Raw genomic sequence first — 21,296 nt, forward strand, 5'->3', positions numbered from 1 at the left:
TCGCTCGTCTCCGGCAGCAGGCCGGCAAACGGCAACACGGCGCTATCCATCCGGCGGCCCGCCTGTAAACCTTCAATCCACGATTCTAGTGGCAACCAGGGTGGTAGCGACTGCTTTGGACCAGTGGACAAGCGCAGCAGGTGTCCACCATTTAGATGCGGGCACGCAGAAACTGCGACATAGGTGGAAAACCTGCGAATTTCGAACGGCGGCCGCGCTCGCTTTGCGCTGTGGTGGTGCTGTTCGCTGCGTTAGCTGTTTGCGTCGCTCAGCTGCCGCGCCCTGGACAGTGCACCGACCAGTTCTTCGGACAAATAGGGCTTGGTCAAGATCACGCCGCGTTCGAAGCCGCTCGGGATGCTGCCGCTGGCAACCCCAGTGGCCAGCACGAACGGAATTCCGAGCTCCGACAACAGCCGAGCGACCGGCTCGCTGGTCTGACCATTGCCGAGACGGTAATCCAGCACCGCGATATCGGGCGCGTCGGCATTGATCAGCTGCAACGCTTCGGCGACTTCTCCAACAGGGCCCAGCACGGCGGCGCCAGCCTGGACGAGCTGCAACTCGAGCAGCATGGCATTCATGTCATCGTTTTCGACCACGAGTACCCGAACTCCACGCAACACCGACATTGACCACTCCTCCACGTAAGTCGGCCAGTATATCGACACCGGTTCGCCCACGGGTTGCAGACCCCGCTTGCAGCTGAATTCGTCAGGCACGTGCTGACACTGTTCGTTTCGCTCGCGACTCGCTATACTGCGCGGCCACGCCGAAGTGGCGGAATCGGTAGACGCAGCGGATTCAAAATCCGCCGCCCTTAAAAGCGTGTGGGTTCGAGTCCCACCTTCGGCACCAGGTTACTGCAGTACAAGCGAAAGCCCTTCCGGCGAAATCTGGAGGGGCTTTTTGCTTTGCGTGGTTCGGTGGTGATGGAGAGGGCGCGACTGGGTTGCTGATGTGCTTCATGACGCACGCTGAGGTTGTCGCGTGCGGGGGGGGGGGGGGGGGGGGNTGGCGTATGTCTGTGTTGTGGCGCAGTGCGTTCTGTTCGCACGGGCAGGCACATGATCGGTATGGCATGGCATGGCATGGCAGTGCGCGCGCATACACGCGAGATGATCTCGATGCGTGTCGAGCGATGTGCAGGCACGCAACCATCACGCCCGGTCCGTACCGTGGAAGACTCTTTACAAGCAGGTGGCCTCCATGGATTTTGACTCTTCGCAGCAACTGCGCATTCTTCGCGACATCCACGACACCACGCCGGTCGCCGACGAAGAAGCCAATTGGGCAGTGCGCGCCGGCTACGCGACACAGGCCGAAGACGGCGATATCGATCTGACTCACGAAGGTCGCAAGGCATTGGATGACGGGCAGACCTGACGCAGCTTTTTGCGTAGACGTTCGCACACGTAAACGTCAGGCAAAAAAAGCCCCGGCAGTGCCGGGGCTTCTGGATGATTGGCGTCCCCACGGGGATTCGAACCCCGGTGTCCACCGTGAAAGGGTGGTGTCCTAGGCCTCTAGACGATGGGGACGCGTATCAAAACCTGGTTGTAGATTCCAGACGGCCTATGTCTAGAATTTGGTGGAGCCAGGCGGGATCGAACCGCCGACCTCCTGCATGCCATGCAGGCGCTCTCCCAGCTGAGCTATGGCCCCGCAGTGTTGCGAGCCGGCAATCATAGCGACATCGAGAGCGCTTGGGAAGTAATTCGTAGAAAAATTTGCTGGATGCATCTGCCGCTGGGTGCATCGACTAAATGCATCTGCTCGCCCGCAGTGCTCGCAACAAAAAGCACGCAAAAAAAAGCCCCGACAGTGCCGAGGCTTTCAGATGATTGGCGTCCCCACGGGGATTCGAACCCCGGTGTCCACCGTGAAAGGGTGGTGTCCTAGGCCTCTAGACGATGGGGACGCGTATCAAAACCTGAGTTGTCATCCTGACGGCCTAATGCCAGGAGTGGTGGAGCCAGGCGGGATCGAACCGCCGACCTCCTGCATGCCATGCAGGCGCTCTCCCAGCTGAGCTATGGCCCCACGAAACTGAGAACGAAATGATAGCGGCCGGTTAAGGTTCGCGCAAGTGGTTTTTCATTCGGAATGAGACGGAGCGTGCGCCCGATACGGCACGCACGCTACGACTCAATTGACGCCATGCAGATCGCGCAACTGCGTCTGCCGTGCACCGAAATAAGCGGCCAGATCGGCGATGTCCTGGTCGCTCAACGCGGTGGCCTGCGCGGTCATCAACACGTGTTGGCGATCACCGCTGCGGTAGGCCTGCAAGGCATGCGCAAGATAGTCGCCGTACTGGCCGCCGAGCTTAGGATAGCTCGGGTCGATTGGCGCATTGCCATCGGCACCGTGACAATCCACGCAGCTCTGGCCGGTGGCCTTGCCTTTCGCGTGAGCCAGCTTGTCGCCGGCGGCAGCGCGGCCGGTCGGCAGGCCGGCCGACGAGCCGGAGCCGTGCTCGCCGCTGGCGTGGCCGGCATCGCCAGCAGAATGATCGGTGGATTCCACCTGGGATTGGGAGCAGGCCGCCAGCATCAGGGCAGCGACCAGGGCGATGGCTAGACGCGGAGCGTACAGGGCGTTCGTCATGTGGGCGCTTATTTGAGGGTGGACAGGTAGGCGGAGATATCGGCGATATCCTGCTCGGAAAAGCTTTGCGCCTGTGCCTGCATGGTCGGGTGTTTACGCTTGCCCTGGCGATATTCGGTCAGCGCCTGCGTGAGGTATTGGCTGGACTGGCCGCCGATCTTGGGCACGCGATAACTGGGGTAGGCGTTCTTGTAGCCGGTCACGCCATGGCAGCCCTGGCAGGTATAAGCCAGTAGCCGGCCATTCGACGGATTGCCGGTGGGCGCTGCAGGTGCTGCCACTGCCACTGCCGCGGCGGGCGCAGGCGTGGACGGAACTGCAGACGGGATTGACGGTGTCGCTGATGCGCCCCCAAACGGCAGGAAGACGACCAGAGCGAGACAAGCGGCGAGCGGCTGCGGGCGCATGGTTTCGTATCCGGAAGACTGATTGAGCGTCCGCACGTGGGGGCGTGACGAACCGGTCTGAGTATGCCTGCGATTTGGCGCGGCGCAAACCAGGGGTGAATAGGCAAACTTGAACAGACCATGACCTTTGGCGCATTGGCGACATGATCGTTCGGGTGGTCTACTTGCCTACAACACCTGTTCACGCATCCACTAGGACACGACGATGTCGCCACTCTCTTTCTTGCCCGGCCGCAGCGGAACCTGCGCCGCCGCGTTGTTGATCACCACTAGCCTGCTGCTGGGCGGTTGCAAGACCGGAGACGGCGAGGCCAAGGCCGCCGAGGAAAAGAAAGCCGTCGATGCGGTGCCGGTGGAAATCGCCAAGGCCGCGCGCCGTGCGGTGGCGGCCAGCTATACCGGCACCGCCGCCCTGGAGCCACGTGCCGAAGCACAGGTGGTGGCCAAGACGTCCGGCGTGGCGTTGGCGGTGATGGTGGAAGAGGGGCAAAAAGTGTCGGCTGGCCAGGCATTAGTACGGCTGGACCCGGACCGCGCGCATCTGGCGGTGGCGCAAAGCGAGGCGCAATTGCGCAAGCTGGAAAACAGCTATCGCCGTGCCACGCAACTGGTCGGCCAGCAATTAGTCAGCGCCGCCGATGTCGACCAGCTCAAGTTCGATGTCGAAAACAGCCGCGCACAGTACCGGCTTGCATCGCTGGAGTTGTCCTACACCACGGTGCAGGCGCCGATTTCCGGGGTGATCGCCTCGCGTTCGATCAAGACCGGCAACTTCGTGCAGATCAACACGCCGATCTTTCGCATCGTCGACGACTCGCAGCTGGAAGCCACGCTTAATGTGCCCGAGCGCGAACTGGCCACGCTCAAATCCGGCCAGCCGGTGACCTTGCTCGCCGACGCATTGCCGGGCCAGCAATTCATCGGCAAGGTCGATCGCATCGCGCCGGTGGTGGATTCGGGCAGTGGCACGTTTCGTGTGGTGTGTGCGTTCGGCCAGGGCGCCGAAGCGCTGCAGCCGGGCATGTTCGGGCGCATCCGCATCGATTACGACCAGCGCAAGGATGCCTTGGTGATCCCGCGCCTGGCGCTGCTGGACGATGGCGAACCGGCGGTGTTCGTGGTGCGCAATGGCAAGGCCAGCCGGGTACCGGTGAAGCTCGGTTATGCCGAAGGTCCGTGGCTGGAAGTGCGGCAAGGCCTGAAGGAAGGCGACCAGGTGGTCACCGCCGGCAAGGTGGCGCTGCGCGATGGCACCGTGGTGCAGATCATCGGCCAGCCTGAGCGCAAGCCGGTGGCGGCAGCACCGGCAGCCGGCGACAAGACCGGCAGCGATGAGACGCGCTCATGAGCGATCACGGCAAGGCGCACGGACCCGTGCACGACCCGCATGCGCCATTGCACGGAGGTGGTGGCGGTTTGGTGGCCTTCGCGACGCGGCGGCGGGTGACCATCGCGATGATCACCGTGACCATGCTGCTGTTCGGGCTGATCGCGCTGCGTAGCCTGAAGGTCAATCTGCTGCCGGATCTGAGCTATCCCACGCTGACCGTGCGCACCGAATACACCGGTGCAGCGCCGGCGGAAATCGAGACGCTGGTGACCGAGCCGGTGGAAGAAGCGGTCGGCGTGGTCAAGAACCTGCGCAAGCTCAAGTCGATCTCGCGCACCGGGCAAAGCGATGTGGTGCTGGAATTCGCCTGGGGCACCAACATGGACCAGGCCGGCCTGGAAGTGCGCGACAAGATGGAAGCCTTGTCGCTGCCGCTGGAAACCAAGCCGCCGGTGCTGTTGCGCTTCAATCCCTCGACCGAGCCGATCATGCGGCTTGCGCTGTCGCCCAAGCAGGCGCCGGCCTCCGACAGCGATGCGATTCGTCAGCTCACCGGCTTGCGTCGTTACGCCGACGAGGATCTGAAGAAGAAGCTCGAACCGGTGGCCGGCGTGGCCGCGGTCAAGGTCGGCGGCGGGCTGGAAGACGAGATCCAGGTCGATATCGACCAGCAGAAACTCGCCCAGCTCAATCTGCCGATCGACAACGTGATCACCCGGCTCAAGGAAGAGAACGTCAACATCTCCGGCGGCCGCCTGGAAGAAGGCTCGCAGCGGTATCTGGTGCGCACGGTCAACCAGTTCGTGGATCTGGACGAGATCCGCAACATGCTTGTGACCACGCAAAGCAGCAGCGGCAGCGCGGCGGAAGCAGCGATGCAGCAGATGTATGCGATTGCCGCGTCCACCGGCTCGCAGGCGGCATTGGCTGCAGCGGCTGAAGTGCAGAGCACCTCGTCGTCGGCCAGCAGCAGCATTGCCGGCGGCATGCCGGTGCGATTGAAAGATGTGGCCGAGGTGCGCCAGGGTTACAAGGAACGCGAGGCGATCATCCGCCTGGGCGGCAAGGAAACGGTGGAACTGGCGATCTACAAGGAAGGCGATGCCAACACGGTGTCCACCGCGGCTGCGTTGCGCAAGCGCCTGGAGCAGTTGAAGGCGACCGTGCCCGGCGACGTGGAAATCACCACCATCGAGGACCAGTCGCACTTCATCGAACATGCGATCAGCGACGTCAAGAAAGATGCGGTGATCGGCGGCGTGCTGGCGATCCTGATCATCTTCCTGTTCCTGCGCGATGGCTGGAGCACGTTTGTGATCAGCCTGTCGTTGCCGGTGTCGATCATCACCACGTTCTTCTTCATGGGCCAGTTGGGACTGAGCCTCAACGTGATGTCGCTAGGCGGCTTGGCGTTGGCGACCGGCCTGGTGGTGGACGATTCGATCGTGGTGCTGGAGAGCATCGCCAAGGCGCGCGAACGTGGCTTGAGCGTGCTGGATGCGGCGATTGCCGGCACCCGCGAAGTGAGCATGGCGGTGATGGCCTCCACGCTGACCACGATCGCGGTGTTTCTGCCGCTGGTGTTCGTCGAAGGGATTGCCGGGCAGCTGTTCCGCGACCAGGCGATGACGGTGGCGATTGCGATTGCGATCTCGCTGGTGGTGTCGATGACGTTGATTCCGATGTTGAGTTCGCTCAAGGGCGCGCCGCCAATGGCGTTCCCGGACGAGCCCAGCCATCCGCAGTGGCAGCCGGAGCAGCGTTGGCTCAAGCCAGTGGCGGCAGGCCGGCGTGGTGCCGGTGCGAGCGTGCGCTATGCGTTCTTCGGTGCGGCGTGGGCGGTGGTCAAGCTCTGGCGTGGTATCGCGCGGGTGGTCTCGCCGGTGATGCGCAAGGCCAGCGATCTGGCGATGGCCCCGTATGGCCGCGCCGAGCGTGGTTATCTGGCGATGTTGCCGGTGGCGTTGCGTCGACCCGGGTTGGTATTGGGATTGGCAGCGGCTGCGTTTATCGGCACGGTGTTTCTGGTGCCGATGCTGGGGGCGGATCTGATTCCGCAGTTGGCGCAGGACCGCTTCGAAATGACCGTGAAGCTACCTTCCGGCACGCCGCTGGCGCAGACCGATGCCCTGGTGCGCGAGCTGCAGCTGGCGCACGACAAAGACCCGGGCATTGCTTCGTTGTATGGCGTCAGCGGCAGTGGCACGCGGCTGGATGCCAACCCCACCGAGAGCGGCGAGAACATCGGCAAGCTCACCGTGGTGATGGCCGGCGGCGGCAGCCCGGCAGTGGAGGCGGCCGCCACCGCACGGCTGCGCAGCAGCATGGTCGGGCATCCGGGTGCGCAGGTGGATTTCGCGCGTCCGGCGTTGTTCAGTTTTTCCACGCCGCTGGAAGTCGAGCTGCGTGGGCAGGATCTGGGCGAACTGGAACGCGCCGGGCAGAAGTTGGCGGCGATGCTGCGTGCCAATGGCCACTACGCCGACGTCAAATCGACGGTGGAAGAAGGCTTTCCGGAAATCCAGATCCGTTTCGATCAGGAACGCGCCGGTGCGTTGGGGTTGACCACGCGTCAGATCGCCGATGTCATCGTCAAGAAGGTGCGCGGCGATGTGGCCACGCGCTACAGCTTTCGCGATCGCAAGATCGATGTGCTGGTGCGTGCGCAGCACAGCGACCGCGCCAGTGTGGAAGCGATCCGGCAGTTGATCGTCAACCCGGGCAGCAGCCGACCGGTGCGCCTGGCGGCGGTGGCCGAGGTGTTGGCGACGACCGGGCCGAGCGAGATCCATCGCGCCGACCAGACCCGCGTGGCAATCGTCTCGGCGAGCCTGCATGACATGGATCTGGGCGGTGCGGTGCGCGAGGTCGAGTCGATTGTGCGCAACAATCCGCTGGCCGCTGGCGTGGGCATGCATATCGGCGGGCAGGGCGAGGAGCTGGCGCAATCGGTGAAGTCGCTGTTGTTCGCGTTTGGTCTAGCGATTTTTCTGGTCTATCTGGTGATGGCCTCGCAGTTCGAATCGCTGCTGCATCCGTTCGTCATCCTGTTCACCATTCCGCTGGCGATGGTCGGCGCGGTGCTGGCCTTGCTGATGACCGGCAAGCCGGTGTCGGTGGTGGTATTCATCGGTTTGATCCTGCTGGTGGGGCTGGTGACCAAGAACGCGATCATCCTGATCGACAAGGTCAACCAGGTGCGCGAGGAAGGCGTGCCCAAGCGCGAGGCCTTGATCGAAGGCGCACGTTCGCGCTTGCGCCCGATCGTGATGACCACGCTGTGCACGCTGTTCGGCTTTCTGCCGCTGGCGGTGGCGATGGGCGAGGGCGCGGAAGTGCGCGCGCCGATGGCGATCACCGTGATCGGCGGCCTGCTGGTGTCCACGTTGCTGACGCTGCTGGTGATCCCGGTGGTGTACGACCTGCTGGATCGTCGCGCCGATGCGTATTACCTGGAGCGTGGCCGGCGCATGGCACGGCAGCAGGCGCAGGCGCGCGATAACACCGACGGACTGGAGGCGCTATGAGCGTTGCCGCCTTCAGCATCCGCCGCCCGGTCACCACCATCATGTGCTTCGTGTCGCTGGTGGTGGTGGGGCTGATCGCCGCCTTCCGGCTGCCGCTGGAAGCATTGCCGGATATCTCCGCACCGTTCCTGTTCGTGCAACTGCCGTACACCGGCTCTACGCCGGACGAGGTGGAACGCAACCTGGTGCGGCCGGCCGAGGAAGCGCTGGCGACGATGACCGGCATCAAGCGCATGCGCTCGACCGCCACCGCCGATGGCGCCAATATCTTCATCGAGTTCTCCGACTGGGACCGCGACATCGCCATCGCCGCATCGGATGCGCGCGAGCGGCTGGATGCCATTCGCGATGATTTTCCGGAGGATCTGCAGCGCTTCCATATCTTCAAATGGTCCAGCAGCGACGAGCCGGTGCTCAAGGTGCGCCTGGCCAGCCAGACCGACTTGACCGGCGCCTACGACATGCTTGACCGCGAGTTCAAGCGGCGTATCGAACGGATTCCCGGCGTGGCCAAGGTGGAGATCTCCGGCGCACCGCCGAACGAGGTCGAGATCGCCATCGCGCCGGACCGGCTGACCGCGCACGACCTCAGCCTCAACGATTTGAGCGAGCGTCTGAGCAAGCTCAATTTCTCGGTATCTGCTGGTCAGATCGATGACAACGGCCAGCGCATCCGCGTGCAGCCGATCGGCGAACTGCGCGATCTGCAGGAGTTGCGCGAGTTGGTGCTCAACGCAAAAGGACTGCGTTTGGGCGATATCGCCGAAGTGCGGCTCAACCCGACGCGGATGAATTACGGGCGTCGTCTAGATGGACGCCCTGCGATCGGGTTGGATGTCTACAAGGAGCGCAGCGCCAACCTGGTGGACGTGTCCAAGGCGGCTTTGAAGGAAGTCGAAGATATCCGCGCCGAGCCTGCGATGCGCGATGTACAGGTCAAGGTGATCGACAACCAGGGCAAGGCGGTGACTTCATCGCTGGCCGAACTGGCCGAAGCCGGCGCGGTGGGCTTGCTGTTGTCGATCACGGTGTTGTTCTTCTTCCTGCGTCATTGGCCCTCGACGCTGATGGTGACGCTGGCGATTCCGATCTGCTTTGCGATCACGCTGGGCTTCATGTACTTCGTCGGCGTCACGCTCAACATCCTCACGATGATGGGCTTGCTGCTGGCGGTCGGCATGTTGGTCGACAATGCGGTGGTGGTGGTGGAAAGCATCTACCAGGAACGCGAGCGCATGCCGGGCCAACCGCAGCTGGCTGCGTTGCTGGGCACGCGCAGCGTGGCCATCGCGCTCAGCGCCGGCACCTTGTGTCACTGCATCGTGTTCGTGCCCAATCTGTTCGGCGAAACCAACAACATCAGCATCTTCATGGCGCAGATCGCGATCACCATTTCGGTGTCGCTGCTGGCCTCGTGGCTGGTGGCGATCAGCCTGATTCCGATGTTGTCGGCGCGCATGAAGACACCGCCGATGGTGACTTCCGAACATGGCGTGATCGCGCGGCTGCAGCGGCGCTACGCCAAGGTGCTGGCATGGACGCTTGCCCATCGCGGCTGGAGCGTGGCCGGTATCGTGTTGGTGAGCGCGATCAGCCTGGTGCCGATGAAGTTGACCAAGGTCGACATGTTCGGCGGCGATGGCGGCAACGAGGCCTTCATCCAGTACCAGTGGAAAGGCTCGTACACGCATGAGCAGCTCGGCGAGGAAATCGGGCGGGTCGAAAATTTCCTGGAAGCCAATCGCAACAAGTACCACATCACCCAGGTGTATTCGTGGTTCAGCGAGGTGGAAGGCAGCAGCACCACCGTGACCTTCGACGCGAGCAAGGTCAAAGACCTGCCCGCCTTGCTTGAGCAGATCCGCAAGGCCTTGCCGCGTTCGGCGCGCGCCGATTACAGCATCGGTAACCAGGGCGATGGCGGCAGCGGCAATCAAGGCGTGCAGGTGCAGTTGGTCGGCGATTCGACCCAGGCATTGCAGGCATTGGCCGACGATGTGGTGCCGCTGCTGGCACAGCGCAAGGAATTGCGCGATGTGCACGTGGACACCGGCGACCGCACCAGCGAGTTGGCGATCCGGGTGGACCGCGAGCGCGCGGCGGCCTTCGGTTTCAGTGCCGAGCAGGTGGCGAGTTTCGTCGGGTTGGCATTGCGTGGTACGCCGCTACGCGAGTTCCGCCGCAGCGACAACGAGGTACCGGTATGGGTGCGGTTTGCCGGAGCCGAACAGAGCAAGCCTGAGGATCTGGCCAGCTTCACGGTGCGTACCAAGGATGGCCGCAGCGTGCCGTTGCTCAGTCTGGTGGACGTGCAAATTCGCCCGGCGGCGACGCAGATCGGCCGCACCAATCGCCAGACCACGCTGACCATTAAGGCCAATCTGGCCGAAAAAGTCACCGTGCCGGAGGCACGTGCGGCGATGGAAAAACCGCTCAAGGCGATGAGCTTCCCTGCCGGTTACAGCTATACCTTCGACGGCGGCGATTATCAGAACGACGGCGAAGCGATGGGCCAGATGGTGTTCAATCTGGTGATCGCGCTGGTGATGATCTACGTGGTGATGGCAGCGGTGTTCGAGTCGTTGCTATTCCCGGCGGCGATCATGAGCGGTGTGCTGTTTTCGATTTTCGGGGTGTTCTGGCTGTTCTGGATCACCGGCACCTCGTTCGGGATCATGTCCTTCATCGGCATTCTGGTGCTGATGGGGGTGGTGGTGAACAACGGCATCGTGATGATCGAGCACATCAACAACCTGCGCCGCCGCGGCATGGTCCGCACGCAGGCGTTGATCGAAGGCTCACGCGAGCGCTTGCGGCCGATCATGATGACAATGGGCACCGCGATCCTTGCGATGGTGCCGATCTCGCTGACCAGCACCACGATGTTCAGCGACGGCCCACCGTACTTCCCGATGGCCCGCGCGATCGCCGGTGGCCTAGCGTTTTCGACGGTAGTGAGCCTGCTGTTCCTGCCGACGATCTACGCGATTCTCGATGACATGAGCAACGGCGCAGCGGCGCTGGTGCGACGTGCGCGTGGTGTGCCGAAGACGACGCAGGCGAGCGCGGCCTTGGAGTCATGAGCAGTCAATCGTGTTGAGGTCTTTCATGGCGTAAGTCATCGACCAGTGTGCTGGGGTCTTTAAACAACGCCAGATACATAAAGCCCCTCTCCCGTCGGGAGAGGGGTTGGGGTGAGGGTACGGTTTCCCCCGGTACAACCCGTCTGTCAGTTACTGGCTTCGGTGAGGGGCAGCAGCGCGGCCGGGGACTGGCTCCTCGGCTCGGTCAGACATCCTGTCTGACTCGCCGCCGCGGCACATCCCTGTGCCGCTCTCCGCCAATCCCCAGCCACGCTGCCGCCTCGGCGAGTCACTGCAACGCCTTAGTCAAGGCAAGCGAATTCTCTTTCCTGTTTTCCATGACCTGCGCGATTTTCGATGACAGCAGCAGATCAGGGATCTGCTGGCGTGTCGTGGTGCGCCGAAAACGCCACCGCTACGTAGCGCTAGAGTCTTGAACGTCATGAGCCGCCTGAAGCCCCACTCCCGTCGGGAGAGGGGTTGGGGTGAGGTACGGTTTCCGGGTACTGCCGAGTGCGCGACTGTTGGTTACTGGCTTCGGTGAGGGGCGGCAGCGCGGCCGGGGATCGGCTCCTCGGCTCGGTCAGACATCCTGTCTGACTCGCCGCCGCGGCACATCCCTGTGCCGCTCTCCGCCAATCCCCGGCCACGCTGCCGCCCCGGCGAGTCGCCATCATGATCTTGATCAGGTAAAGCGATTTTTCAAAGTTTGGCGGGGGGCGTGCCCGACAGTAATCGCTGCTCGCCGTTCCGCCAACACAGGAACATTCGAAGAGCGGCCCGCGGGTGCCGGGGCAGGACCTTACACGACATGGACGTCGTGTAAGAGCCCCCATGGATGGGTTCACGGCGTGTCCTGCCCCGGCGCCCGCGGGCCGCTCCCACGCAAAAGATCAAGGCGCCAGCCAATCAGGCTCTCATCGAGCAACCAGCTTTCTTCACGCAGAAGCCCGGCCTTACAAGCCGCTGGATGCGGCGCCCAGAAATCAGCCCGCACGCACCTGTCGAACAATCGCCGCCGCCTTGGCCGAGCTTTCCTTGACCCTGTCCCACTGACCCTGGGCCAACCAGTCTTTGGGCACCATCCACGAGCCGCCGATGCACACCACGTTCGGTTGCGACAGGAATTCGGCCGCGTTGGCCTCGCTGATGCCGCCGGTGGGGCACAACTTGAGCTCGGACAGCGGACCTGCCAGGCCCTTGAGCATCTGCAAGCCACCCACTGCGGTGGCCGGGAACAGCTTGCACACGCGGAAGCCCAGGCCCATCAGGGTCAGCAGTTCAGTCGGCGTGGCCGCGCCAGGGACGGCCGGGATGGGTGCATCGGCGAGCAGGCGTGCCAGCGGCGCGGGGGTGCCCGGGGTGACCAGGAAGTCCGCACCGGCATCCACCGACTGACGCAGTTGCAGCTCGCTCAGCACGGTGCCGGCGCCGATCACGATGTTGGGCAGTTCGCGCTTGAGCATGGCCAGCGCTTCGATCGCGATCGGGGTGCGCAAGGTCAGCTCGATCGCGGGCAGGCCGCCTTCGAGCAGCGCATCGGCGACGCGGCGCGCCTGGTCCAGCGTGTCCACAGTGACCACCGGCAGGATGCCGGCATCGCGCAGCAGCTGTTCGGCGGTGTTTTGGGTCTGGGCAATCGTCATTGCAACTCCGTTAGACGGCGACCGCCAGGCGGTCGCTGAGAGGGAAGGGGATCAGGCGTCCTTGGACTCGTGTGGTGCCGCCGCAGCGGCGGCATCGGCACCGGCGGCATCGGCACCGAGTTCGTACTCGGCGTCGTAGCTCCACAGTGCGCCGTCCTGATGGGTCGGGCCGCAGGAAATCGAGATCGCGCCCTGGTCTGCCGGGCCCACGACCTGGCGGTTGATGCCGAACAGGTTGCGGCCCAGGTCATTGCCGGCCACCGTGGTGTTCGGCGCGACTTCGCGCGATGCCCATTCTTCGGCCGAGACCAGCACTTCCAGCGTGCCGGCTTCGCCATCCAGGCGCACGATGTCGCCTTCGCGCACGCGCCCGATCGGACCGCCGCGTGCGGCTTCCGGGGTCATGTGGATCGCGGCCGGGAATTTGCCCGAGGCGCCGGATAAACGGCCGTCGGTGACCAGCGCCACACGCCGGCCCTGGTTCTGCAGCAGGCCGAGCAGCGGTGCCATCGAATGCAGTTCCGGCATGCCGTTGGCACGCGGCCCCTGATAGCGCAGCACCACCACAAAATCGTGCGGCAGCACACCGGCGGCATGCAGTTTGTTGAGCACCTGCGGTGTATCGATCACTACCGCCGGCGCTTTGATGGTGCGGTGTTGCGGCTTGACCGCCGACAGCTTGATCAGCGAGCGGCCGAGATTGCCGCGCAGCAGACGCAGCCCGCCTTGCGATTCGAATGCGGCGCTGACCGGACGCGCCACGCTGTCGTCGGCGGTGGTCGCAGTGCCGGGCACGTACACGACCTTGCCGTCCTGCAGCCGCGGCTCGTTGGCGTAGGCACGCATGCCGCCTTCGACCACGGTGGGGATGTCGTCGTGCATCATCCCGGCGTCCATCAGCTCGCGGAACACGAATGCCGTGCCGCCAGCGGCCTGGAAGCGGTTCACGTCGGCCTCGCCGTTCGGGTAGACGCGGGTCAGCAGCGGCACGGTCTGCGAGATCAGATCCATGTCGTCCCAGGTCAGCACGATGCCGGCCGCGCGCGCCACCGCAATCCAGTGGATGGTGTGGTTGGTCGAACCGCCGGTGGCCATCAGCGCGACCACGGCGTTGACGATGGCGCGTTCGTCGATCAGGCGGCCGAACGGGCGGAAGTCCTGACCCAATCCGGAAATCGCCAGCGCACGCGCGGTCCCCTCACGCGTCAGCGCATCGCGCAACGGCAGTTCCGGGTTGACGAACGATGCGCCGGGCAACTGCACGCCCATCGCTTCGAGCAATACCTGGTTGGAGTTGGCGGTGCCGTAGAAGGTGCAGGTGCCGGGCGAGTGGTAAGACGACGACTCGGCCTCCAGCAGTTCGGCGCGAGTGGCTTCGCCGGCCGCATAGCGCTCGCGCACTTCGGCCTTCTGCTTGTTCGGAATGCCCGGCGTCATCGGGCCGGCCGGCATGAACAGCGCCGGCAGATGCCCGAACGCCAGCGCGCCGATCAGCAGGCCCGGCACGATCTTGTCGCACACGCCCAGATACACCACGCTGTCGAACATGTCGTGGCTGAGGCCGATCGCCGCGGCCTGAGCGATGTTGTCGCGCGAGAACAGCGACAGCTCCATGCCGGCACGGCCCTGGGTCACGCCGTCGCACATCGCCGGCACACCGCCGGCAACCTGTGCGGTGGCACCGAGCGCACGCGCGGTTTCGCGGATCAGCTGCGGGTAATGCTCGAACGGCTGATGCGCCGACAACATGTCGTTGTAGGCGGTGATGATGCCGAGGTTGGGCGTGGCGGCACCGCGCAGGCGCGACTTGTCGGTCGGCTCGGACGCGGCAAACCCATGCGCAAGGTTGCCGCAGCTCAAACGGCTACGGAACGGACCCTCACGCAGGGCGGCATCGAGACCGGCCAGATACGCCGCGCGCGAGGGCGCGCTGCGCTTGCGGATACGGTCGGTGACAGCTTGGATATTCGGATGCAGGCTCATTGGCTACCGGCTATGAGAAACGGGGGGAAGAAAATGCTGTTTTAATTCCCCGCACACTGATGTGCGGGCTGTTGCGAGGGACTCGCCGAATCGGCTCTTGCGAGGGATTCGCACCTAAGAGCACCAATGCACCCGCAAACGCGGACCCGGCTGCTGCAACGCCACCCGGATCGGATATTCGCTGACATCGTCACCCGCCAATGCGGCCTGCAGCACGTCGAGCTTTTGCTTGCCGCGCAGCAACAGCAGGCGGGTCGGGATGGCAGCGAGCCCGGCCGGCGTCAGCGTGATGCGCAGCGGCCACTGATTGGAGCCCGGGCAGCCGGTGGCATCCAGTGAAGCGTACGGCTGCGGGCTGGCCAGCGCCTTGGGCAGATCGGTGGCGCCGGGAAACAGCGAGGCAGTATGCCCGTCGCCGCCCATGCCCAGCACCGCCAGGCAGGCCGGTTCGGCATGCCTGGCCTGCAGGTTCGCGGTGTGCACGCACTCGGGCAACTGCTTGCCCGGGCGCACCAACGGGATGAAGGTCGCTGCCGGCGCATGGCTCAGGAAGCTGTGATTCACCAGCCAGGCATTGCTGTCCTGATCCTGCGGCGACAGCCAGCGCTCATCGACCAGGCCCACTTCCACCCGCGACCAGTCCAGCGAACGGTGGGCGAGCGATTCGTACACCGGCGCCGGCGTCGTGCCGCCGGACAGCAGCATGCGCGCCTGACCGCGGCGCGAAATCTCCTGCTCCAGCAGATCGGCTATCTCGCTGGCCACCGCCTCGGTCCATTCGGCCGGGTCTTCGTAGCGCACCAAGGTGATGCGCGGATTGTCCTGCAGGCTCATCGCTGCTCTCCTGGATGCTGACGCTGCGCATCCACCGCATACGCGGCGGCGCCGAGCAGGCCGGCATGCGGATGCATGACAGCCAGCGACGGCACCCGCGACATGATCGCGGAGAAGCGTCCCTTGTGTTCGAAGCGCTGGCGGAAGCCGGAATGCTGCAGCGAATCCAGCACCTTGGGCACCAGCCCGCCAGTGAGGAACACGCCGTCCCAGGCGCCCTGCATCAACACCATGTCGCCGGCGATCGCACCGAAGATGGCGCAGAACAGGTCGATGGTGCGCGACGAGCGCGGGTCGCCCGCAGCCGCACGCGCGGTGATGTCCTTGGGCTGCAGCGGGCCGGGGTCGACCCCGGCAATCTCGCTGAGCGCACGATGGATGTTGACCAGCCCCGGGCCACAGATCAGGCGCTCGTTGGAGACCCGGCCGAACTGCTCGGACAGGATCTCCAGGATGCGGATTTCTTCCGGCGTACCCGGCGGGAAGCTGACATGGCCGCCTTCGGTTTCCAGCGGAAAACAGCGCCCGTTGCGCACGATCAGACCACCGACGCCCAGGCCGGTGCCGGGGCCGATCACCCCGTAATTGCGCGGTTGATCGATCGAAGCCGGCCGCCAGCTGGCGCCGCCCACCTGCACCACGTCCTGCGGACGCAGCAGGCTGATCGCCATGGCCTGCGCGGCGAAGTCGTTGATCAGGTGCAGGGTGCTAAAGCCCAGCATGGCCGCAGTGCGCGAGCGCGAGATCACCCACGGGTGGTTGGTGATGCGCGCCTCGTCGCCATCCACGCGGCCAGCCACGGCGAACACGCCCTGGGTAGCCTGCACCCCAATCTGGTCGAGGTAGTACCGTGCGGCTTCGCCGAGCGAACCGAAATCGACCACCGCAAATTCGCGCGAGGTGTCATCCAGCAGCGGCACCGAGGCGTCGACGTCGGCCAGCGCGAAGCGCGCATTGGTTCCGCCGATATCGGCAACCAGCACCGGCTTGGAAGGAGCGGTCATGCGGTGTGTCCCTGTGCGTCGGTGGCCGGGGGCAGGAAGGGCGCCGCGCTATCGGGTCCCCAACTGCCGGCCGGGTAGGTCTGCAGCGGCAACTGCGCGTCTTTCCAGGCATCGCTGACGCTGTCGATCCACGACCAGGCGGCCTTGACCTCGTCGTCGCGCACGAACAGCGCCGGGTTGCCGTTGAAGGCGTCCACGAACAGGCGCTCGTACGCGATGCGGCGGTGCAGGCCGGTGGGGACCGACAATTCCAGTTCCAGCGGCTGCAGTTCGATCGCGCCCCATTCCGGGCCGGCCAGGCTGCTCATCAGGCCGAGTTCGATGTTTTCCTGCGGCTGCAGTTGGAAGGTCAGGCGGTTGGGCACCGCGTTCTGACGGTCCGGGCGCTCGAACAACCAATGCGTCACCGGCTTGAGCGTGACCACGATGCGGGTGGCGCGCTCGGCCAGGCGCTTGCCGGTGCACAGGTGGAACGGCACGCCGGCCCAACGCCAGTTGTCGATATGCGCGGTCACCGCGACGAAGGTCTCCACATCGCTGCCTTCCGGCGGGTGATAGGCCTGCGCCGGCTGGCCGTTGATCGTCCCTGCGGTGTAGCGGCCGCGTACGCTGTCATGGGCGGCGTGTTCGGCGGTCATCGGGCGCAGGGCGCGCAGTACCTTGACCTTCTCGTCGCGGATGCGGTCGGCCTCTAGCGAGGCCGGCGGCTCCATCGCCACCAGACACAGCAGTTGCAGGATATGGCTCTGCACCATGTCGCGCAGCGCACCGGAGCGGGCGTAATAGGCATCGCGCCCGTCCACACCTTCGCTTTCGGCCACCAGGATCTGCACCGACTCGATGTAGGTGCGGTTCCACACCGCCTCCAGCAGCGTATTGCCGAAGCGCAGCGCGATCAGGTTCTGTACCGCCGCCTTGCCCAGGTAATGGTCGAGGCGGAACACGCGGTCTTCGTCGATCAGCGCGCCGATCGACTGCAGGATCTCTCGTGCGCTGTCCGAGTCGTGGCCGATCGGCTTTTCCAGCATCAATCGATGCGGGGCGGCCAGCGCACCACCCAGGGCCAGCCCCTGACAGGTGCTGATGTACAGGCCCGGCGGAATCGCCAGATAGCTCACGCACTGGCGGCTGGACAGCTCGCGCACGGCATTGGCCACCGATTCGGCATCGCGCAGATCCACCGAGCGGTAATCGACCCGCTGCAGCAGCGTCTCGATCTGTTCGGGGGTGGCGATCGGCAAGGCCTGGGTCAGACGCGGCCGCAGTACCTCTCGGAAGGCCTCGGTGTCGTGCGGCGACAACGCCAGCGCACGGATACGGAAATCCTCCGGCAGCAGGCCGTCGACGAACAACCGCAACAGGGAAGGAAACAGGTAGCGCTGGGCAAGATCGCCGGTGGCGCCGAACAGGATCAGGGTGTTGTGCATGGACCGAATTTCAGATTCTGGAGACATCGTTATCAGCAGCTTGTCGGAAAGGCGCCGGACAGCCGGCGGTCGGTACGTCTGTTCCTGAGCGACACTGACGTGCGCGCAGCGGAGGATGGACGCGCACGCCCAATCCCCGATTGTGGCAGCAAGTGGCCGTCAGCGGTTAGCGCTGCGGCGGTAGACCTGCACATGCGTGGCGAAATGCCTGGCCTGGCACGGTAGGCTGCACCGCTTGAAACAGCGGCGTGGGTAACTGGCGTCATGGTCCCTCCCGAGATCGATGTTGCCATGTGAAAACGATTACATGTCAGAATAAACCAATGCATCCGCTTGCAGGAGATTTCCTTGCAGGCGCATGTGGCGTCACCGCCGTCGGGAGGGCCGAGGGCAGGGCGCACAACTTACGTTGAGGCCGAAGATGGCGAAAGTGCAGTTGGAAGGTGTCCGCAAGGTCTACGAGAATGGCCAGGTCGCAGTGCAGGGTGCGAGCTTCGAAGTCGCCGATGGCGAGCTGATGGTGCTGGTCGGGCCGTCCGGCTGCGGCAAGTCGACCTTGCTGCGCATGATCGCCGGGCTTGAGGACATCAGCGCCGGCACGCTGAAGATCGGCGAGCGCGTGGTCAACGATGTGGCACCGAAAGACCGCGACATCGCCATGGTGTTCCAGAGCTATGCGCTGTATCCGCATATGACCGTGGCCGAGAATCTGTCCTTCGGACTCAAGCTGCGCGGCCATCCCAAGCAGGTCATCGCCGAACGCGTCAACAACGCCGCCGAACTGCTCGGCCTGACCCCGATGCTCGACAAGCTGCCCAAGGCGATGTCCGGCGGCCAGCGTCAGCGTGTGGCGCTGGGCCGGGCGATGGTGCGCGAATCGTCGGTGTTCCTGCTCGACGAGCCGCTCTCCAATCTGGATGCCAAGCTGCGCCACAGCGTGCGTACCGAGATTGCGCAGCTGCACCGCAAGCTCGGCACCACCATGATCTACGTCACCCACGATCAGGTTGAGGCGATGACGCTCGGCCAGCGCATCGTGGTGCTCAAGGATGGCGTGATCCAGCAGATCGACAGCCCGATGGCGCTGTACGACCGCCCGGCCAATCTGTTCGTGGCCGGCTTTCTCGGTAGCCCGGCAATGAACATGCTGCAGGGACGGCTAGACGAGCAGGACGGGCTGCATCTGGTCATGGCCGACGGCTGGCGTGTGCCGCTGGGTGCGGCGCAGGTGGATCGCAGCTGGTTCGGTCGCGAGGTGATCGTCGGCGTGCGCCCGGAGCATCTGCAGCCGTCGAGCGATGCGCTGCTGGGCTTTGAGGCGAAGGTGGAAGTCATCGAGCCGGTCGGCAACGAGATCTTCCTCAACCTGGATCGTGGCGGTCAGCCGCTGGTCATCCGCGTCGCGCCGCAGGCCTTGCCGGCGGTCGGTCAGCCACTGCGCCTGGCGTTGCGTAGCGAGGCGCTGCACTTCTTCGACCCGGCCACCGGCGAGCGGCTGGATCCGGCTTAACGCTCCAATCCGGGTGTCAAGGCAAGTGGGCGTGCGCTGTGTGCGCCTGCTTGCAGTGCGGTGGTGGCGTCCAATGTCAGCTCCAGCGGCAGCACCGCCAGCGCAAGAGTGCCGGCAACACTCACCAGCGTGCCGATGGCTGTGCCATCCAGCGTGACCGCATCGCCCGCCTCGATGGCGCCATCGACTTCCAGTAGCTGCAGGGCGCGTTTGGCCTTGCCCAGGAAGTGCGTGCGCGCGACGATTTCCTGGCCCGGATAACAGCCTTTTTTCACGCTGAAGGCGTGCAGGCGATCCAGTGCCAACTGTTGCGGTGTCCATTGCTCGCGTTGTGCATCGGGCAGGCGGACCAATCCCAGTTGCAGATCGGCGCGGCGCCACTGCGCATCCACGCCTGGCACTTCGATAGGCGCTGCCAATGCCTGGTCGGTGTGCAACAGCAAGGTGCGGGGCAGGGCGGCCGTGCCCATATCCAATTCGATACGCTGCGTTCCGATATCGGCCTGTGCGCCCTGCGCGCGTTGCGCTGGTTCGAATCCGCCGTAGGCAGATAGCGCTGCACCAACGATCTTGAGCTTGCGCCGGAACACGAAACGGCCCAGTTGCAAGGCGATCTCGGCCGCGTTGCCGTCGGGCAACAGCATCAATACGTGTGTGTCGTCCTCACGCAACAGTGCGAAGATGGCAATCACGCGCCCCTTCGCAGTCAACCACGTATTCCACTGCCACTGCCCAACCGCCAGCGCCTGTACGTCGTTGGCAAATTGCGCATGCGCGAACGCCACTGCATCCATCCCGATCAAGCGGACGTATTGCATGCCGTGCAGGGAGCCAAAACCCTGCGGAATAAGATTCAGGTTGTCAGCCACGGGAGGGGAGGACTAAAATCGCACTGTTGTGAGACCACTATGATAGGCCATCCAACCCCCACCCCAGCGCAGGATTCCGAAACGCAGCCTTCTTCTCAGGAGCACATTCCCGAGAAGCAGCCACTGCCCAAGGAGATTGGTGGGCGCGACGGCCCTGAGCCAACGCGCTACGGCGACTGGGGAAAAAATGGACGCTGCATCGATTTCTGATCAGCTTTTAGCCACAGCGGCCTAGTGCCGCCCAGCCGAGATAATGAGCCCAGCGAATGGCGATCCGAGAACGTCCTCTTTCCCCGCATCTCCAGGTGTACCGCTGGCAGATACAAATGGTCACCTCGATCCTGCATCGAGCGACCGGCATCATTCTGTCAGGAGGAGCGCTGGTGATTGCCGCCGCTTTGCTGGTGTTGATGCTCGGCCAGGACCACTGGACCTGCCTCACGCAACAGCTTGGCGCCTGGTATGGCCAGCTGTTCCTGTTCGGCTGGACATGGGCATTTGCCTACCATCTGTCCAACGGCATCCGCCACATCGTGCAGGATTTCGGGTATGGCTACAGCATTCCCGCCTTCGTGCGTAGCGGCTGGGCCTCGGTTGTGGTCAGCCTGCTGATCACCGCTGCGATCTGGGCCTATGTATTGATTGGAGCTGGCGCATGAACCGTTACCGCACCCCGCTGAAAAATGTGCGTGGTCTGGGCGCGGCCAAGACCGGCACCGAGCATTTCGTTCTGCAGCGATTGACCGCCACCGCGCTGGTGGTGTTGTCGATCTGGTTCCTGGTCTTCGTGCTGAGCCTGCTCGGTTCGGACTATCCGACCGCCGTTGCGGCCGTGTCCAGACCCTGGAACGCGATCTTGCTGGTCGGCTTCCTGGTGGCGATGTTCTGGCATGCGCAGATCGGTCTGCAGGTCGTGCTCGAGGACTACATCCACAACTCGTTGCTGGCGCTGGCGTTGCAGACCACGGTCAAGTTCGTCGCCGCGCTCGGTGCGATCGTCAGCATTTTCGCAGTGGCGCGCATCGCGCTGGGCGGTGCCTGAGTCATCGGGCACCCAGAACAGGAA

17 protein-coding genes and 5 tRNA genes are annotated in these 21,296 nt (G+C 64.3%); 9 read left to right on the top strand and 13 right to left on the bottom strand.

Going from position 1 to position 21,296, the window contains the following annotated elements; all coding sequences use genetic code 11:
• Nucleotides 1-251: 251 nt before the first annotated feature.
• Entirely contained in the window at nt 252-632 is a 381-nt protein-coding gene (locus tag XcyCFBP4188_RS14330; protein ID WP_043909073.1) for a response regulator, read from the bottom strand.
• A 139-nt stretch (nt 633-771) separates the two neighbouring features.
• Here XcyCFBP4188_RS14330 and XcyCFBP4188_RS14335 point away from each other — a divergent pair.
• Nucleotides 772-858 (top strand) — tRNA-Leu (locus tag XcyCFBP4188_RS14335).
• Nucleotides 859-1,209: 351 nt separating this feature from the next.
• Entirely contained in the window at nt 1,210-1,386 is a 177-nt protein-coding gene (locus XcyCFBP4188_RS14340; RefSeq protein ID WP_043909075.1) for a hypothetical protein, read from the top strand.
• Between the two features lie 79 nt (nt 1,387-1,465).
• Here XcyCFBP4188_RS14340 and XcyCFBP4188_RS14345 read toward each other — a convergent pair.
• The 6 genes from XcyCFBP4188_RS14345 to XcyCFBP4188_RS14370 all read right to left on the bottom strand — a co-directional run bounded on the left by XcyCFBP4188_RS14345 (nt 1,466) and on the right by XcyCFBP4188_RS14370 (nt 3,017).
• Nucleotides 1,466-1,541: transfer RNA gene (locus XcyCFBP4188_RS14345), tRNA-Glu, on the bottom strand.
• 48 nt (nt 1,542-1,589) lie between these two features.
• A tRNA-Ala gene (locus XcyCFBP4188_RS14350) sits at nt 1,590-1,665 on the bottom strand.
• Nucleotides 1,666-1,845: 180 nt separating this feature from the next.
• Nucleotides 1,846-1,921, bottom strand: a tRNA-Glu gene (locus XcyCFBP4188_RS14355).
• Nucleotides 1,922-1,967: 46 nt separating this feature from the next.
• Nucleotides 1,968-2,043 (bottom strand) — tRNA-Ala (locus XcyCFBP4188_RS14360).
• Nucleotides 2,044-2,148: 105 nt separating this feature from the next.
• Nucleotides 2,149-2,610, bottom strand: coding sequence for a c-type cytochrome (locus XcyCFBP4188_RS14365; protein WP_006452401.1), 462 nt, complete (start codon nt 2,608-2,610; stop codon nt 2,149-2,151).
• Nucleotides 2,611-2,618: 8 nt separating this feature from the next.
• Nucleotides 2,619-3,017, bottom strand: coding sequence for a c-type cytochrome (locus XcyCFBP4188_RS14370; RefSeq protein ID WP_043910500.1), 399 nt, complete (start codon nt 3,015-3,017; stop codon nt 2,619-2,621).
• 205 nt (nt 3,018-3,222) lie between these two features.
• Here XcyCFBP4188_RS14370 and XcyCFBP4188_RS14375 point away from each other — a divergent pair, with 205 nt between their 5' ends.
• From XcyCFBP4188_RS14375 to XcyCFBP4188_RS14385, 3 genes are read left to right on the top strand one after another with little or no spacing between them, the layout of a single operon-like run.
• Nucleotides 3,223-4,365: an efflux RND transporter periplasmic adaptor subunit gene (locus XcyCFBP4188_RS14375; protein WP_006452399.1), complete on the top strand. Its 1,143-nt coding sequence runs from the start codon at nt 3,223-3,225 to the stop codon at nt 4,363-4,365.
• Entirely contained in the window at nt 4,362-7,874 is a 3,513-nt protein-coding gene (locus XcyCFBP4188_RS14380; RefSeq protein ID WP_006452397.1) for an efflux RND transporter permease subunit, read from the top strand. The genes XcyCFBP4188_RS14375 and XcyCFBP4188_RS14380 overlap by 4 nt, the downstream gene beginning before the upstream one ends.
• A complete protein-coding gene (locus XcyCFBP4188_RS14385) occupies nt 7,871-10,957 on the top strand; it encodes an efflux RND transporter permease subunit (protein ID WP_104592349.1) in 3,087 nt (1,028 codons plus the stop codon). The genes XcyCFBP4188_RS14380 and XcyCFBP4188_RS14385 overlap by 4 nt, the downstream gene beginning before the upstream one ends.
• A 986-nt stretch (nt 10,958-11,943) precedes the next feature.
• On the opposite strand, the gene XcyCFBP4188_RS14395 is transcribed toward XcyCFBP4188_RS14385, so the two are convergent.
• The 5 genes from XcyCFBP4188_RS14395 to zwf form a co-directional block, all read right to left on the bottom strand.
• Nucleotides 11,944-12,603, bottom strand: a complete 660-nt coding sequence (locus XcyCFBP4188_RS14395) for a bifunctional 4-hydroxy-2-oxoglutarate aldolase/2-dehydro-3-deoxy-phosphogluconate aldolase (RefSeq protein WP_006449615.1) — start codon at nt 12,601-12,603, stop codon at nt 11,944-11,946.
• A 51-nt stretch (nt 12,604-12,654) separates the two neighbouring features.
• Complete coding sequence (gene edd / locus XcyCFBP4188_RS14400; protein WP_104592350.1) at nt 12,655-14,586, bottom strand: phosphogluconate dehydratase; 1,932 nt, start codon at nt 14,584-14,586, stop codon at nt 12,655-12,657.
• 114 nt (nt 14,587-14,700) lie between these two features.
• Nucleotides 14,701-15,420: a 6-phosphogluconolactonase gene (gene pgl / locus XcyCFBP4188_RS14405; RefSeq protein WP_104592351.1), complete on the bottom strand. Its 720-nt coding sequence runs from the start codon at nt 15,418-15,420 to the stop codon at nt 14,701-14,703.
• Entirely contained in the window at nt 15,417-16,424 is a 1,008-nt protein-coding gene (gene glk / locus XcyCFBP4188_RS14410) for a glucokinase (RefSeq protein ID WP_006449612.1), read from the bottom strand. The genes pgl and glk overlap by 4 nt, the downstream gene beginning before the upstream one ends.
• On the bottom strand, nt 16,421-17,851 hold the full coding sequence (gene zwf, locus XcyCFBP4188_RS14415; protein ID WP_006449609.1) for a glucose-6-phosphate dehydrogenase: 1,431 nt from the start codon (nt 17,849-17,851) through the stop codon (nt 16,421-16,423). Before zwf ends, glk begins: the two co-directional genes overlap by 4 nt.
• Nucleotides 17,852-18,272: 421 nt before the next feature.
• On the opposite strand from zwf, the gene XcyCFBP4188_RS14420 reads away from it, so the two are divergent.
• Nucleotides 18,273-19,361 carry an ABC transporter ATP-binding protein gene (locus XcyCFBP4188_RS14420; RefSeq protein ID WP_104592352.1) on the top strand — a complete coding sequence of 363 codons (1,089 nt, stop codon included), beginning with the start codon at nt 18,273-18,275 and terminating at the stop codon, nt 19,359-19,361.
• Here XcyCFBP4188_RS14420 and ygfZ read toward each other — a convergent pair.
• Complete coding sequence (gene ygfZ / locus XcyCFBP4188_RS14425) at nt 19,358-20,230, bottom strand: CAF17-like 4Fe-4S cluster assembly/insertion protein YgfZ (RefSeq protein WP_043907914.1); 873 nt, start codon at nt 20,228-20,230, stop codon at nt 19,358-19,360. The two genes, XcyCFBP4188_RS14420 and ygfZ, sit on opposite strands and share 4 nt — an antisense overlap.
• Nucleotides 20,231-20,269: 39 nt before the next feature.
• Here ygfZ and XcyCFBP4188_RS23425 point away from each other — a divergent pair, with 39 nt between their 5' ends.
• The 3 genes from XcyCFBP4188_RS23425 to sdhD are packed head-to-tail and all read left to right on the top strand — an operon-like array spanning nt 20,270 to nt 21,272.
• On the top strand, nt 20,270-20,440 hold the full coding sequence (locus XcyCFBP4188_RS23425; protein WP_167393553.1) for a DUF1674 domain-containing protein: 171 nt from the start codon (nt 20,270-20,272) through the stop codon (nt 20,438-20,440).
• A 56-nt stretch (nt 20,441-20,496) separates the two neighbouring features.
• Nucleotides 20,497-20,889: a succinate dehydrogenase, cytochrome b556 subunit gene (gene sdhC, locus XcyCFBP4188_RS14435; RefSeq protein WP_006449605.1), complete on the top strand. Its 393-nt coding sequence runs from the start codon at nt 20,497-20,499 to the stop codon at nt 20,887-20,889.
• Nucleotides 20,886-21,272 (top strand): succinate dehydrogenase, hydrophobic membrane anchor protein, encoded by a 387-nt coding sequence (gene sdhD, locus XcyCFBP4188_RS14440; RefSeq protein ID WP_006449604.1) that lies wholly within the window; start codon nt 20,886-20,888, stop codon nt 21,270-21,272. Before sdhC ends, sdhD begins: the two co-directional genes overlap by 4 nt.
• Nucleotides 21,273-21,296: the final 24 nt, after the last annotated feature.

Origin of the sequence: Xanthomonas hortorum pv. cynarae, from assembly GCF_002939985.1 — a bacterium.
GTDB lineage: Bacteria > Pseudomonadota > Gammaproteobacteria > Xanthomonadales > Xanthomonadaceae > Xanthomonas > Xanthomonas hortorum_D.